Here is a 14,504-nt window from a genome sequence, read left to right on the forward strand (position 1 = left end):
GAGACCGATGACAGACACGACAGCCAACCCAGCACCTGCCGCCGAGAACCAGGATGTCCTTCGGAAGATTTGGCGAACGCTTCCGCTCACGTGGCGCCGAAGCATCCGGACTTCTGTACATCCGGCGCTTCTGGAGACTGTATTTCGCTCGACCCCTTCCTTGCACAGCGCAGTGGACTACGGTCTGCTGACCGTTGTGGTTCCGGTTTACAACGTCGAGGCGTATCTCGATGAGTGCCTGCAGAGCATTATCCGCCAGACCTACGAGCGCCTGGAGGTCCTTATTGTTGACGACGGGTCCTCTGACGATTCCGTGCGGATTGCGCGTGGATTCTCCCGAGCAGATCGACGCGTACGGATTATTCAGCAAACTAACGCCGGTCTAGGAGCTGCCAGAAACACCGGAATCAGAGAAGCCCGCGGTGAATTCATCACCTTCGCCGATTCTGACGACATCGTGCCCCTGCGGGCCTACGAGGGCATGATGAGGTCACTCCATCGCTCCGGATCTGACTTCGCAGTCGGATCGCTGACCCGTCTGACCGGGAAGCAGCGCGCTGTACCCCTGTGGGCAGCGGAGGTGCACAAATCCGATCGTATCGGCGTAACACTGGGTGAGTTCCCGGAGATCCTCCAGGATGTTTTCGCCTGGAACAAGGTTTTCCGACGAAGCTTCTGGGATGAGAACGTTAGGTCGTTCCCTGAAGGGGTCCTCTACGAGGACCAGGAAGCAACTGCGCGGGCGTACGCCCGTTCCTCCGGCTTCGATGTGTTATCCGAAGTCGTATACGACTGGCGAATCCGGCAGGACCGCTCCTCGATCACCCAGCAGAAGGACAACATAGTTGATCTTGCAGATCGACTCTTGGTGGCCTCAAGGCTGCTCGAATTCATGTCCGGGGAAACCTCAGATGCTGTCTTCGATTCGTGGCTGGCCAAAGTCCTCGGACCGGATCTCGGACTCTACTACGCTCAGGTCCCACGGGTCGGCGATGAGTACTGGAGCGTTCTCCAGGAGTCGGGATCGAAGTTGGCATCCCATGCGCGCCCAACAGTGTGGTCGCAGATGAGTGTCCACCACCGCATACTCGTGGACCTTCTGGTCCGCGGCAACCGCGCTGACTTTGAGCGCGTGGTCATGAGCAACACCGAAACCGGGACCAGTTTTCCACTGCTCCCTGATGAAGGGGCCTGGCACGCGGTGCCCGGCTACCTCGAGGAACTCGAGTCACAGATCGACCCCGCGCTGCTCCTGGTCGAGCCAGAAATGATGAAAGTCCAAGCGGGGCTGAGCCAGGTCGGTCTTTCTGGTCCGACCACCCTGACCATTGTGGGACATGCTTATCTGCCGGGCGTCCGCGCCGCGGACAAGGCGTCCTCAGTCCGATGCGAACTGGTAGAAGCACAGTCGGGAGTGGTCCTTCCAGCGCAGGTCGAATCACTGACCGATTCTCGGATTGATATTGGCGCCAATGATGCCTGGACAAGTTACGAGGAATCGGGATTCCGCGCGAACATTGATCTGGCGACGCTCCGAGAAGCGACTCCGGATGAGGTTCAGCAGCCCGAGTGGTTCGTTCGCGTGTCGCTCCAGTTGGGAGACACCCTTCTGCAGGCACGCCTTGGCTCGCGTCAAACCTCCGGCGCAGGGGCCACGTTCCCGTTGCTCCCAGTTCAAGGTGATCGTCGCTTCGTGTGCCGTTTCTCAGCTGAGTTCGGCTTTTCCTTGCTCACGGTATCGCATCGGCGCTTTGCCGAGAGGGTGGCTCTTACAGGACGCACGCTGACAATTACCCCACGAATGGCCCCGGGCGAGCGGGTCACGCAACTCGTCGTGGAGTGTCCCGGGTTGAGGCTATATACCAGTGCCCGGCCGGTGGCCGATGGCGAGAATTCAGTCTTCAATGTTTCCATTCCCGACCTCCCAGCGAGAGCCGGTCGAACCAAGCAGCACATCTGGAAGATTCGGGCGGAAACCCAGGACGGGAAGCTCCATAACCTTGCGTGGGGCGGCACCGACGCTCCTCTTCTTGATCTATCCAACGACGGGGAGGCGCTGCGCCTCCGCACAACCGGATACGGCTATTTGGAGTTACACGAACGTCGTTGGCAGGTGGTTGCTGAACGTTTCACTGTCTCGGACGACGAACGATCTCTTGTTGTCTTGGGGAAGGCCAGTTATGCCGACGGTGACGGTGGCCGCATTGCGCTGCCCATGCTCGTTCTTGCAAATGGCCGAAGTGTCATTCAGCCTTCCAGCACGCAGTGGCTCCACGACGGCAACGGATTTAAGGTCGTGTTCCCCATCAAGCAGCAAAAGTGGGGGAGCGCTGTCGAGGCACCCGAGTCTGGTACCTACACACTCCGATGCCTGACTGCCAACGATGGTTCGACTAACGGGGCCTACTGGGTACCTGTTTCCAGGGTCATGGAGTCAGAGCTGCCCCACGAGTTCACGTTGTCCTCCACCAACATTAGGGTTACTCGGACAGCTCAGGCGGCTGCGTTGGCGTTGCAGTTCGGCCCCCCTTTGCTCGCCGACGAGCGCGGCAAACTGATGCAGAGTCGGCTCCAGCGCAATATTCCAGATCTCATTAAACATCCAGTAGAGACTGGCACGGTACTTTTTGAGGCCTTCAACGGCAAAACCATCGGAGACAGTGGCCTCGGGCTCTTCAACGAGATGATGCGCAGAGGCGACCACCGCCTCAAGTACTGGACGGTCCGGGATCTTTCGCAAGCTGTTCCTGAGGGAGCCCGAGCCGTCGTCATGTTTTCCCGTGAATGGTACCGTCTGCTTCACACAGCTGAATTCGTGGTGAACAACAATAACTTCCCTTACTACTACAGGAAGAACCCGGGCCAGAAGTACATCCAAACTTGGCACGGAACGCCCTTGAAACGGATTGGCAACGATGTAGCCTCATCGCAGTTGTCCCTCCCCTACATCAAACTCATGAAGAAGGAGGCTCAAAGCTGGGACTACCTGCTGGCACAAAATCCCTTTGCTGAGGAGGTGTTGCCCAGAGCTTTCGGCTTCGACGGCATGACACTCGGCTTGGGATACCCACGTAATGACGCCCTGGTGGGTGAATCGGCGAAGCTACGTCGCACGGAGGTCCGAAAAGCACTGGGACTCCGGGAAGATCAAAAAGCCATACTTTACGCGCCGACCTGGCGAGACAACGTCCGCACGTCCGACAATCAGTACGATCTTGTTAACTACTTGGACGTGGAAAAAGCGGGTGAGATATTGGGTGATGGTCATGCCTTTATGCTCCGTGGCCATCACAACGTCTCCGGACAGAGATACACGACTGGACTCAACAAGACCATTGACGTCACTGCTTACCCGGATGTTAACGACCTCTATTTAGCCGCAGACATTCTCGTTACCGACTATTCATCCGTTATGTTTGATTTCTGCGTCACTGGAAAAGCGATATATTTCTTGACCCCGGATCTTGAGGAATATCGCGATAAAGTACGGGGCTTCTACTTTGACTTCGAGGGGTCGGCCCCTGGTCCGCTGGCCAGGACGACGGAAGAGCTCGCAGAGTCGATATCGAAGAAGACAGCAGAAGTCCATTTCGCTGGACGCTACAAAGCGTTCAGAGATAGGTTCTCGCTGTTAGACGATGGGCGAGCTTCGGAGCGCGTATACGATGCCATTTGGACAAAATACTGAGCGTTGCCCTGGACCCGGTATTTGATGCCTGCTATCACTTTGGACATCGACTGGAATGGCATATTCAGTTACCGCATTGTCTTTTGAAGAAATTATTTTTGACTTTAAGTGTAAATAGAGAGTGAAGCAAGTTAATGTCCAAATTTGTTCTAATGGATTTCATGGATATTCTTCGAGCGGGGATGGGAATTGCTAGTGAGCGACGATCTAGTATCCTCGCCTCTCCGGATGATCCGGTGACATATCTGACTCTCGATTATCAGCGAAATCATAAAGACAAAGTCAATGAGCTTTACAAAGCTGGGCGAATAACCACAGATGTTCGTGTCCTCAACTTCCATGATTTCTACTTTGAACAAGGCGTCGACTCGAGAGATGAAGCCGACATCAACGAGTGCATGCTGGATGAGCCGGGTATTTTTTCATACCCTGCGGCCAGGGACGGCTACCAAGCATTTCGTTGTTTCGACCGTGACGGCGATTATCTGAAATACAAATGCTTTGATTTAGACGGCAATCTCATATTCGTTGACTATCGCACGGCTAGTCAACGCCGTAGTCACAAGGTTGAATTTTCCTCTGACGGCCGCCGACTGCGTGAGCTGCGCTACGACCTGTTGAGTGGTCGACTAGTTGTGGAGAAGTTCTTCGACCGAGGAGGCTCCTGCTACATGACCTCGATGGTGGATGAGAGCGGGCGTCGCACACTGACAACCCTGCATGGTCGGAGTTCCGAGTCATTTAGTTCCCGAGACGACGCCCACCTCTTTTGGTTGGATTCCCAACTTGGTGCACAGCGCGACTCTGTTGTGTTCCTCGACTACCTTGGGCTTCTTCCAATCTTTAGGAGGTTAGCCCAAGGTCCGGCGAAGGTCCTTGTTCTACACAGCAGTCATACGGAGGATCCTTACTCAGAGAATCCTCGCGTCAGGGCGGTCTACCAAGAAATTTTTGAAAATAGGGCTGAATTTGATGCAATCGTATTCCTCACTGATGAACAGCGCCGAGATGTAGAGCGAATCTATGGCCAGGGAGCCAATTTTTTTGTTATCCCTCACGCAGTAAATTCTGCCGACCAGTCCGTAGAAGAGCACGCACCATTCAGTCGATCGGCGATAACGCTGGCCCGCCTCTCTCCTGAAAAGAATTTGAAGGATGCAATATCGGCATTCAAAATAGTCGTCCATCGTTTTCCGGATGCAATATATGAGATCTTCGGCTACGGACCGCAGCGAGAGGAACTTCTGGGATATATCCGCGAAGTAGGTCTTGAAAGCAATGTTTTCATTCGTGATTTTTCAAGCAATCCGGCATCCGAGTTTCGTCGTCACAGCGTATCGATATTAACGTCAAACTATGAAGCATTTGCTCTGGTGGTTGCAGAAAGCCTTGAGTGTGGGACCCCGGTGATATCGTATAGAACCAAATATGGCCCTGAAACACTGATACGTGACGGAGTAGACGGTTTCCTCGTTCCGTTCGGCGATAGGGAGATGCTGGCTGATCGCCTGATACTGCTGTTTGGCAACGAATCGCTATTCAACGATTTGTCGTTTCATGCCAAGGAGGTGGTCCAGCGCTTCGGCGTCTCAAACTTCAGAACTGCTTGGAACGGACTTTTAGCGAAAGTCGGCCAGAAGAATTCCGACTTGGATTGGTCGGGGCTACGGTAGAGACGCAGCCCGCCAACTGCAACGCAGGTACGTTTATGTCGGTTCCCGGGTCCGGTCCCCGCGCCGGCGGAAGCGTCGCTGATCCGGGGTGCGCGCATGGCCCCTTTGTAGTGCTCGGTCTGCGAGAGTGTCCAGCTCATGACACCGCAGCCAGCAGCCCTGCCGGCTGCTGGCTGAGGTCGATGCCGAAGATCTCGTCCTAGGGGGGTGGTCGCGGATCTGCAGGGCTTCCTCGAACGGTGCACTTGCTGGGTCCGGACGTCCCGGCGCGTCACTGCCGCCCTGGCCGCTGGGGCTGGTCGTTCACCACCAGGTGCCTGGACCAGATCTGGACCTGGTTGGCGATGAGCACCCCGTCGTGGGTGCCCGTGACGCATGAAGCGTTGTCGGAAGAAGCGGTTCATCCGCTCGACCACGCCTTGGACTCCGGATACCTGGGCGGGAGCTAATCTCCAGCCCCAGGGAGCCCGCGAACGCGGCCACCGTCTTCGTCGGTCGGCGCCGGCCGATGCCGGCTTCATTCTCCCAGTTCAGTGGCATGCCTGAGGTGGGTGGTCGTCGTTTACGGTGGCCTTGGGAGGGGCCGGTGTGGTTCCGGTTTTCGGCTGGGCGTCATGGCTCGTGAAAGAGATCGTCGCCCCCGGCCTGTCTTCCAAGCAGACCCGATTGAGGGAATTGGTGGGCGGAGGAAAACGGTGCGTAGCACCGGGGTTTCGTCCGGGCGGGCACCGGATTGCTGACAAGCGCGGGAACTGTATCCGACGCTTCCTCAGCGGTTGCGGGCGTGTGAAGGGGGTCGCCGCGGGCGCTCGAATTAGCGCATGACGGTTCTCTCAAGGGTGGGAAGCCCGGTCTGGTGACTCGGCTGGTGGACCGGCAACGACGGGTTGTCCCATCGCACGTATTCGATGCGAGGAGGAGAACCATCATGCAGAATCAGGATAAACCCGCGGGGATCGTGCGGGCAGTGGCAGGTATCGACGCGGTCATCACGGCACGGCACCATATCGCGGTGCGGGAGTTTTTCGACGACGGAACAGAACACCTGAGCCGTTTCACGGTCGACCCGACACTGGCCCTCGCGGTCGAACGGGCCGGCGGCCAGATGGAAATGATCGGCGCCCGCCACTCCTCACGGCTGCGCGGAGCCATCATGGGCAAGAACAAATCCGACGTCATCGACTCCGGGGTCCTCACGCACGTCGGGGAGATCTTCGATCCGCCACCCCTGGTCCTGGCATCCCCGGGACAGTTGGCGCTGCGGCGGGCCGTGGTCCGCCGGGTCGGCGCCGTCATTGACGACAACCGGTACTGGCGGCGGCTGTTGTCGGCTCTTCAAGGTTCCCGGGGAATGGTCTGCTGAGATGATTGCTCATGCTGCCACCCGAACGGAACTTCTCAACAGAATACGCGGTTGTTAACGCCAACCGAATATAGGGCCACCGACCATTATGGGTACCTCAAGTCCGGAATTCCTCCAGATTGGGGCTAGAAGGGTTTTAGACCAAACTAGCGTTGGCCCGGACGAGGTCATCCGGGAAATCAACCTCTACGGCATAGAAATCGCTGATGTCGACCGGGGTCCACTTGACGTCGTCCTGCTTGATGGTCAGTTCGATGGCCTTCTCGAAGTAGTCCTGGTCGTCGACTTCAATCAGTCGATTAAGGAGCTTCTCCTTGTCTTTGGAGCCGACAAAGTTGATGCCGACAGCCTCACCTTGGGCTACGTCGGCGGGAACAATCTTGGACAGCTCCAGGATCTTGCCGTCTGCATCCGTGGTGTACTTGACTTCCTCGTCCGAAACCGAGGAAATGTCGACGGTGATGAAGGACTCGTCGCGCTGGATGTAGGGCATCAGCATCCCGAGAATTTCCGGATCGAAGACGACGTCGCCGTTCATCCACAACACGCCGCCCTTGGCGGAGTTCCGGACTGCCTTCAAGAGGCTCTTTGAGGTGTTCGTCTGGTCAAAGATCTCGTTGTACACAAAAGATGCGTTGGGTACGTGTTCGAGGATCATCTCCAGCTTGAAACCGACAGCAATGGTGAGCCGCAGCTTGTTGCCAAACTTGTTCTGCAGGTTCTGGACCTGCTGGTGCATGATGGTCCTGCCATCACTGAGCTCCGTCATGGGTTTGGGGTGCGGGCGCGCCAAGCGGGTGCCCATTCCGGCAGCCAGAATTACGGCTTGAATTTCCATTAGTTTCCTCTTCAACGAGTGTGCCTTGGGGCGGGGAGCGGCGAGCCGTAGCCATCACTCGATCAGGCGTCTCGGTACGGCAAAGCGGGCCAAGGTGAGCCTCCCCCGCAACCAAGCATACCGGCTTGCCCTGCTGACCCAAGAAAGTCAGCAACCTTAGGTTAACCCTGCGTTAACTTCCCGCGGGGGCTGCCGGTGATGCCGGTGCGTTGCTGCTCGACCCGCCGGTGAAATCGCCGATGCGGGATCCGACGCCGAGCAGTTCCGCGATGGCCGCTACGGTTCGGCCGGCAGCCTCGCCGTCCCCGTAGGGGTTGACGGCGTTCGCCATGGCCGCGAAGTGCCCGGGGTCCCTGAGTAGGCGTGTTACCTCGGTAAAAATCCGTGCCTCATCCGTGCCGATGAGGGCCACGGTCCCCGCCTTCACGGCTTCCGGCCTTTCGGTGTTTTCCCGCATCACCAGCACGGGCTTGCCGAGGCTGGGAGCTTCCTCCTGGACGCCTCCCGAATCTGTGACAACAAAGTGAGCCATGGACAGCAGCCGCGTGAACTCGCCATAGGGGAGAGGCTCGGTGACTATGACGTTGGCTATCCCTTCGAGTAGCGGCAGCAACGCCTCACGCACCACGGGATTCCTGTGGACCGGCAGCACTATCACCAGTTCGCGCTCGGCGTCGGCGATCCGGGCCAGGGCCCGTGCCACGCCGCGCATCGCATCTCCCTGGTTCTCTCGGCGGTGGGTTGTGACCAGAAGGATTTTCCTGCCGCTGGTGGCCAGGTCCTCGAGCTGCGGGTCAGTGAAGGCAACGTACTTGCCTACGGTGGCGAGGAGGGCGTCAATGACGGAATTGCCCGTAACGACGACGTCTTCCGGACTAATTCCCTCCGCCACCAGGTTGGCTTTGCTGACGCTCGTCGGCGCCAGATGGAGGCTGGCGATCTGGCTTGTCATCTTGCGGTTCGCCTCTTCCGGGAAGGGGGAGCGGAGGTCTCCGCTGCGGAGCCCTGCCTCGACGTGCACCACGGGGATGCCGTGGTAGAAGGCCGCGATGGCGGCGGCGGTGGAGGTCGTGGTGTCCCCTTGGACTACCACGGCGTCCGGCCGTGTGTGCGTGAACAGCTTCTCCAACCCATCGACGGTCCGCGTCAGGATGGCGGACAAGGACTGGCCCTGCTGGAGGATGTTCAGGTCGTGGTCGGGCACGATCCCAAATAGTTCGTTGACCTGGTCCAACATCTCGCGGTGCTGGCCCGTCACAGTCACGATACAGCGAAAATGCGGCGAGCTCTCAAGGGCGTTGATCACGGGTGCCATTTTGATGGCCTCGGGCCTGGTGCCGAAGATTGGCATGATGCTGTGCATGGATGTTCCCCCAGAAGGCGCGGGCGGTGCGGTTTGGCAAGACTAATCGGATGGGGGTTAGCCCAGAAGCAGGAGGGCGATGACCAAGGCGGGCACGCTGACGGAGACGAGAATGACTGTTACCAGCGCCGCCAGGCGCTTGCGGCGGTAGGCCACTTCTTCGTCGCCGGGGTCCAACTCGGCAGCGCGCTTGGCTGAGGCAGCGCTTCGTTGGGCCGAAGGAAAGGGCTGCACGCCCGGAACCAGCAGCGTGTCCGGAATCTCCTCATGGAAGGTGCGCCGCCTCAGGTGGCGGGGGGCCGCAGTAAGGCGGGGAACATCGCAGGCAGGGTCATCCATCAGCTTGTCCTCCTCGTCCTAATACACCGCCAGCAGGCTGACGGGCTCAACCTGGCTGTCTACAATTCTTACATTCCTGTCCGCTGATCCGTGCATTCCGGCCGCAGCGACGCATCGATCAGGCCCCCGGTTTCAATGACAAACCGCCGCAGCCATTGCCCCGGGCCCAGCGCCGGATGGGAGGCCACCATCTGCACGTCAGCCGTCGTGCACTGTTCAATCAGCCGTCCAGCCCGGGTGACGTGGTAGCTGGACGTCACCACGGTGACTGACTTCCAGCCGTTGGCGTGAGCAAGGTCCGCGATGATGTCCGCCTCACTCCGGGTATCCATTCCAGTGGGGCGGAAACACACCAGGCCCGGATGGGGGAATGTGGCCGAGTTGCAGATGTCATCGGCCGCCGCGTTGCCCGGGGTATCCGTGTGGGAGAGCACCAGTACCGGTACGTTGAGCTCGCGCTGCAAACGCAGCGCCACCGGCAGCCGTTCAGAGCCGGCCCCACCCAGCATGATCACCGCGTCCGTGCGGTGCATGCTCAGCGGATCCACGTTGACGAACAACTGAACGGCGACAACCAGCCACAGGACCACCGCGCCGGCGACGGCGGCAATAACCCGGCGGACACGCGGGGGTACGGTGTTGAGCGCGGGCAGGGGCGGGGGCATGCCTAAGAGTCTCGCACGCACCCTGCGGTGCCGGAAAAAGTGCGGGGGACAAGGCGCGGGGAGACAAGGCTCCTGCGGTGCGGGTCCAGCGCTGCCTCCCGAAGCCGCTGGACCCGGAAACGCCGACGTTGTCACCCCGTCGCGATAGCGTAGGACCGTGCCCGAACGACTGAATGAACCGCCCCTGACCGCTTCAACACAGAATGCCGCGCCACAGACCGGCCCGCCGCTGACGGTCGCGGAACTCTCCGAATCCCAGCTCCTGGAACGCATCTTCCCGCGCCTTCACTACGGCCAGGAACACAACCCGTCGCTGATCCTGGGTCCGGGTGACGACGCAGCCATTGTGGCCGCGCCGGACGGCCGGACAGTCCTCAGCATCGACACCCAGGTGGCGGACCAGGACTTCCGGCTCGAGTGGAACAACGGCTACCGGACCACCGGGTACGACGTCGGCTGGAAGGCCGCCGCGCAAAACCTCAGCGACATCAACGCCATGGGGGCCCGGGCCACCTCCCTCGTGGTCAGCCTCACCATGCCCCCGGAAACCAGGGTCGCCTGGGTCGAGGACTTCGCTGACGGGCTCAGCGCCGGCATCCGGGAACTCGGCGCCCCGGACTGCGCGGTGGCCGGCGGAGACCTTGGCCGGGGCCGCGAGCTGGCGGTCAGCGTGGCGATTCTCGGCACCCTCGGGGGCCGGGCAGCCGTGCTGCGCTCCGGCGCCCGTCCGGGGGACATCCTGGCGCTGGCCGGCACCGTGGGCCGTGCCGCGGCGGGTCTGGCGCTGCTGGAATCGGCGATCCCGGTCGCGGAGCTGAGCAAGGATCAGCGTGCCTTGATGGACACCCAGTGCCGGCCCCTGCCTCCGCTCGCGGCGGGTCCGCTGGCCCGGGATTCCGGGGCCACGGCCATGATGGACATTTCCGACGGACTGGTCCGCGACGGCCGCCGGATGGCCTCCGCCAGCCACACCGTCCTGAACCTGGACGCGGCGGTCCTGAAGGAACTGGCGGTTCCGCTGCTGCCCGCCGCCGAAGTGCTCCGCGCGGACCCGATGGCCTGGGTCCTGGGCGGCGGGGAGGACCATGGACTGCTGGCCACATTTCCCCCGGGCGTTCAGCTTCCTCACGGTTTCACTGCGATAGGCTCGGTAGCAGCCCTTGCACCACCGGACGGCACGGGCGTCACGATAGCGGGCATGCCCGCTGCCACTGTGGGATGGGATCACTTTGCAGACTAAGATTGCCGCGAACGCGCAAGCGATGAAGCGGTGGTTGAGCAAGGCAGAAACCACGCTTGGGAACCACAGCGACCGCCTGAACGCCATCAACATTTTCCCCGTCGCCGACGGCGACACCGGCACCAACCTTTACCTGACGGTGCGCGCCGCCGCCCGGGCGCTGCAAAGCCTGGACACCGCCGCGCTACCCCGGATCAGCGCAGATACGTCGCTGCAGTCCTTCGGCCCGCCGGATCCGGCCCAGAACGACGTCGGCGCCGTCCTCGCCCGCGCCGGCCAGGCCGCCATGGAACAGGCCCGCGGGAACTCCGGCACGCTGTTCGCCGTCTTCCTCTGCGCCGCCGCCGAGCCCCTCGCCGGCCACCACCGGCTGAGCGCCCCGCTGCTGGCCGCCGCCCTCAACCGCGCCCAGCTCCGGGCCTGGTCCGCCTTGAGCGACCCGGTCCCCGGAACCATGCTTTCCGTGATGGAAGCCGCCGCCCGCGCCGCGGCGGCCGTGGAATCGGCGCACGATGGCGATGACAGCAACCACACCCTTGGCCTGGCCCTCGACGCCGCCGTGAACGCTGCTGTCGCCGCCGTCGTGCGCACCGAGGACCAACTGGAGGCGCTGCACGCCGCCCACGTCGTGGATGCCGGCGGCGTCGGGACGCTGCTGATCCTGGACTGCCTCCGCTCCGCAGTCCTCGGCGAGGAACTCCAGGACCAGTTACTGGACGGCCTGCACGGCTACGACGTCCAGGACCCGCACATCCACGCCGGCATGCCCCGGAACGAGGGCGTGGAAGTCATGTGCACCATCACGCTTTCACCGCTCGACGCCGCCATGATGCGCCAGCGGCTCGACGAACTGGGCGACTCCGTCATCATGAGCCAGGTCGGCGGGGCCGCGGACCGGGCGGGGGCCTACCGCTGGCGCGTCCACGCCCATGTACCGGCCGCCGGACCTGCCGTGGCCCTGATCCGCTCCCTTGGCGAACCCACGGACATCAGCGTCACCGAACTGGCTGTACCGGACGCCGAACCCGGCGACGCCGGTGCCCCCGAACCCGCAGGACAGGCGCCCGACGGACATGAACGCTGAAGCAGGGAACGAACTGGGGCTGGGCCTGGAACGCCGGATCGGCAAGCGTTCCGCGGCGCCCATTGAAAAGCACCTCGGCATCACCACTGTCGGCGGGCTGCTGAACCACTTCCCCCGCCGCTATATGAACCGCGGCGAACTCACCCCCATCAGCGAGGTTCCGCTCGACGAGGAGGTCACCCTGATCGCCCGGGTGGTCTCCAGCAGCACCCGGGCCATGCGGGCCCGGCGCGGCTCGCTGACCGACGTCGTGATTTCCGACGACGCCGCGGCCCCGGGCACCGGGATGGGCGGCGGCACGCTGAAGGTGAGCTTTTTCAACGGCTTCCGGGCCAAGGCGGAACTGCAGCCGGGCCGCCGCGCCATGTTTTCCGGCAAGGTCACGCGCTACGGGGGTGCCCTGGGGCTGACCAACCCCGACTTCCAGCTGCTGGACGAGGACCCGGACACGCCGGGCATGGATCCGGAGAAACTCGCCGCCATGCCCATCCCGGTGTACCCGGCTACGGCCAAACTCACCAGCTGGGCCATCCAGAAGGTCATCGCCACGCTGCTGGAGACCGTGGACCTGGACGCGCTGCCCGACCCGCTGCCGGCAGAGGTCACGGCCCGGGAAAAGTTCCTGGCCGTCGCCGACGCCTACCGGCTCATCCACACCCCGCAAAACCCCGCCGACTGGCAGCGCGCCCGGGACCGCTTCCGCTACCAGGAAGCCTTGGTGCTGCAGGCCGCCCTGGCCCGGCGCCGCGCGCAGCTCGCCGCGGAGGAGGCCACCGCCCGCCGGCCCGCCGCTGAGGGGCTGCTGACCGCCTTCGACCGGCAGCTGCCCTTCACCCTGACCGCCGGCCAGGCCGCCGTGGGGAAGACCCTGGCCGCGGAGCTCGCTCAGGACTCGCCGATGAACCGCCTGCTCCAGGGCGAAGTCGGCTCGGGCAAGACCATCGTGGCCCTGCGCGCCATGCTGCAGGTTGTGGATGCCGGGGGACAAGCCGCCCTGCTGGCTCCCACCGAGGTCCTGGCCGCGCAGCACTTCGAATCGATCCGCCGCACGCTCGGGCCGCTGTCCCGGGACGGTCTCCTGGGCGGCCTCGGCCCGGACGCGGTCCAGGTCACGCTGCTCACCGGCTCCATGCCCACAGCGGCCCGGAAACAGGCCATGCTGGACGCCGCCTCCGGAACCGCCGGAATCGTGATCGGCACGCACGCCCTGCTCAGTGACAACGTCTCGTTCTACGACCTGGGCCTGATTGTGGTGGACGAGCAGCACCGCTTCGGCGTCGAACAGCGCGACGTGCTCCGCTCCAAGGCCAGCAAGCCCCCGCATTTGCTGGTCATGACCGCCACACCCATCCCCAGGACCGTGGCCATGACGGTCTTCGGCGACCTCGAAACGTCCGTCCTCGACGAACTGCCGGCCGGCCGCGCGCCGATCACCACGCACGTCGTCGGACTCGCGGAACATCCGGCGTGGGCCCCGCGGATCTGGACCCGCTCCCGGGAAGAAATCGACGCCGGCCACCAGGTCTACATCGTCTGTCCCAAGATCGGTTCGGACGACGACGGCGACTTCAGCCCCGGCGAGGCCGAACCAACGGACCTCAACGGCGACAGCGGGGCACGCGAACTGGCCTCCGTCACCGCCGTCGTGGACCAGCTCCGGGACGAACCGGCCCTCGCCGGCGTGCCCGTGGCAGCGCTGCACGGCCGGCTGGACCCGGTCCTTAAGTCCGGGACGATGGCCTCCTTCACCGCCAACCAGACCAAGCTCCTGGTCTCCACCACCGTGATCGAGGTGGGCGTGGACGTCCACAACGCCACCCTGATGGTGATTCTGGACGCGGACCGCTTCGGCATCTCGCAGCTGCACCAGCTCCGCGGCCGGGTGGGCCGCGGCGGGCTGCCGGGCACCTGCCTGCTGGTCACCACGCTGGAACCCGGCCACCCGAGCCGCCGCCGGCTCGACGCCGTCGCGGCCACGACAGACGGCTTCGAACTCTCCCAGGAGGACCTCAAACTGCGCCGTGAAGGCGACATCCTGGGCGCCTCCCAGTCCGGCGGCCGGTCCACGCTGAAGCTGTTGCGGGTCCTTGAACACGAGGATGTGATCGCGCGGGCCCGGCAGGACGCCTGGCAGATCGTCGGCGGAGACCCGTCACTGGGCGCCCACCCCGTCCTCGCCGCGGCGATCGACGAATACCTCAATCCGGAAAAGGAGGCGTTCCTTGAACGCGGCTAATACCATCCATGCATC

At 62.4% G+C, this 14,504-nt stretch carries 10 protein-coding genes; 6 read left to right on the forward strand and 4 right to left on the reverse strand.

Annotated elements, in window-relative coordinates; genetic code table 11:
- The first annotated feature begins 7 nt into the window (after positions 1–7).
- From J2X01_RS16070 to J2X01_RS16080, 3 genes are all read left to right on the forward strand, one after another.
- Entirely contained in the window at positions 8–3,688 is a 3,681-nt protein-coding gene (locus J2X01_RS16070) for a bifunctional glycosyltransferase/CDP-glycerol:glycerophosphate glycerophosphotransferase (RefSeq protein WP_310059574.1), read from the forward strand.
- A 152-nt stretch (positions 3,689–3,840) separates the two neighbouring features.
- Positions 3,841–5,361, forward strand: a complete 1,521-nt coding sequence (locus tag J2X01_RS16075) for a glycosyltransferase (protein WP_310059577.1) — start codon at positions 3,841–3,843, stop codon at positions 5,359–5,361.
- 928 nt (positions 5,362–6,289) lie between these two features.
- Complete coding sequence (locus J2X01_RS16080) at positions 6,290–6,724, forward strand: hypothetical protein (protein WP_310059580.1); 435 nt, start codon at positions 6,290–6,292, stop codon at positions 6,722–6,724.
- 136 nt (positions 6,725–6,860) lie between these two features.
- Here the strand turns inward: J2X01_RS16080 and J2X01_RS16085 are convergent, their stop codons facing one another.
- The 4 genes from J2X01_RS16085 to J2X01_RS16100 form a co-directional block, all read right to left on the reverse strand.
- A complete protein-coding gene (locus tag J2X01_RS16085) occupies positions 6,861–7,562 on the reverse strand; it encodes a phosphocholine cytidylyltransferase family protein (RefSeq protein WP_310059583.1) in 702 nt (233 codons plus the stop codon).
- A gap of 172 nt (positions 7,563–7,734) precedes the next feature.
- A complete protein-coding gene (wecB, locus tag J2X01_RS16090) occupies positions 7,735–8,925 on the reverse strand; it encodes a non-hydrolyzing UDP-N-acetylglucosamine 2-epimerase (RefSeq protein WP_310059586.1) in 1,191 nt (396 codons plus the stop codon).
- Positions 8,926–8,982: 57 nt separating this feature from the next.
- On the reverse strand, positions 8,983–9,264 hold the full coding sequence (locus J2X01_RS16095) for a hypothetical protein (protein WP_310059589.1): 282 nt from the start codon (positions 9,262–9,264) through the stop codon (positions 8,983–8,985).
- 68 nt (positions 9,265–9,332) lie between these two features.
- Positions 9,333–9,929, reverse strand: coding sequence for a YdcF family protein (locus J2X01_RS16100; RefSeq protein WP_310059592.1), 597 nt, complete (start codon positions 9,927–9,929; stop codon positions 9,333–9,335).
- Between the two features lie 229 nt (positions 9,930–10,158).
- Here J2X01_RS16100 and thiL point away from each other — a divergent pair, with 229 nt between their 5' ends.
- Genes thiL through J2X01_RS16115 form a run of 3 tightly spaced genes read left to right on the forward strand, consistent with a single transcriptional unit; the run spans position 10,159 to position 14,489 of the window.
- Positions 10,159–11,169 carry a thiamine-phosphate kinase gene (thiL, locus tag J2X01_RS16105; protein WP_310059713.1) on the forward strand — a complete coding sequence of 337 codons (1,011 nt, stop codon included), beginning with the start codon at positions 10,159–10,161 and terminating at the stop codon, positions 11,167–11,169.
- A 22-nt stretch (positions 11,170–11,191) separates the two neighbouring features.
- The gene (locus J2X01_RS16110; RefSeq protein ID WP_310059716.1) at positions 11,192–12,253 is read left to right on the forward strand and encodes a DAK2 domain-containing protein; all 1,062 of its coding nucleotides are present in this window, start codon (positions 11,192–11,194) and stop codon (positions 12,251–12,253) included.
- Positions 12,243–14,489 carry an ATP-dependent DNA helicase RecG gene (locus J2X01_RS16115; RefSeq protein ID WP_310059595.1) on the forward strand — a complete coding sequence of 749 codons (2,247 nt, stop codon included), beginning with the start codon at positions 12,243–12,245 and terminating at the stop codon, positions 14,487–14,489. The genes J2X01_RS16110 and J2X01_RS16115 overlap by 11 nt, the downstream gene beginning before the upstream one ends.
- The last annotated feature ends 15 nt before the right edge of the window (positions 14,490–14,504 follow it).

Source organism: Arthrobacter ginsengisoli (genome assembly GCF_031456935.1).
GTDB lineage: Bacteria > Actinomycetota > Actinomycetes > Actinomycetales > Micrococcaceae > Arthrobacter > Arthrobacter ginsengisoli.

Bases quoted from the DNA above. Each gene is read 5' to 3' on its own strand.
- J2X01_RS16070 (WP_310059574.1), top strand. From the start codon at position 8: ATGACAGACACGACAGCCAACCCAGCACCTGCCGCCGAGAACCAGGAT.
- J2X01_RS16075 (WP_310059577.1), top strand. From the start codon at position 3,841: ATGGATTTCATGGATATTCTTCGAGCGGGGATGGGAATTGCTAGTGAG.
- J2X01_RS16080 (WP_310059580.1), top strand. From the start codon at position 6,290: ATGCAGAATCAGGATAAACCCGCGGGGATCGTGCGGGCAGTGGCAGGT.
- J2X01_RS16085 (WP_310059583.1), bottom strand. From the start codon at position 7,562: ATGGAAATTCAAGCCGTAATTCTGGCTGCCGGAATGGGCACCCGCTTG.
- wecB (WP_310059586.1), bottom strand. From the start codon at position 8,925: ATGCACAGCATCATGCCAATCTTCGGCACCAGGCCCGAGGCCATCAAA.
- J2X01_RS16095 (WP_310059589.1), bottom strand. From the start codon at position 9,264: ATGGATGACCCTGCCTGCGATGTTCCCCGCCTTACTGCGGCCCCCCGC.
- J2X01_RS16100 (WP_310059592.1), bottom strand. From the start codon at position 9,929: ATGCCCCCGCCCCTGCCCGCGCTCAACACCGTACCCCCGCGTGTCCGC.
- J2X01_RS16110 (WP_310059716.1), top strand. From the start codon at position 11,192: ATGAAGCGGTGGTTGAGCAAGGCAGAAACCACGCTTGGGAACCACAGC.
- J2X01_RS16115 (WP_310059595.1), top strand. From the start codon at position 12,243: ATGAACGCTGAAGCAGGGAACGAACTGGGGCTGGGCCTGGAACGCCGG.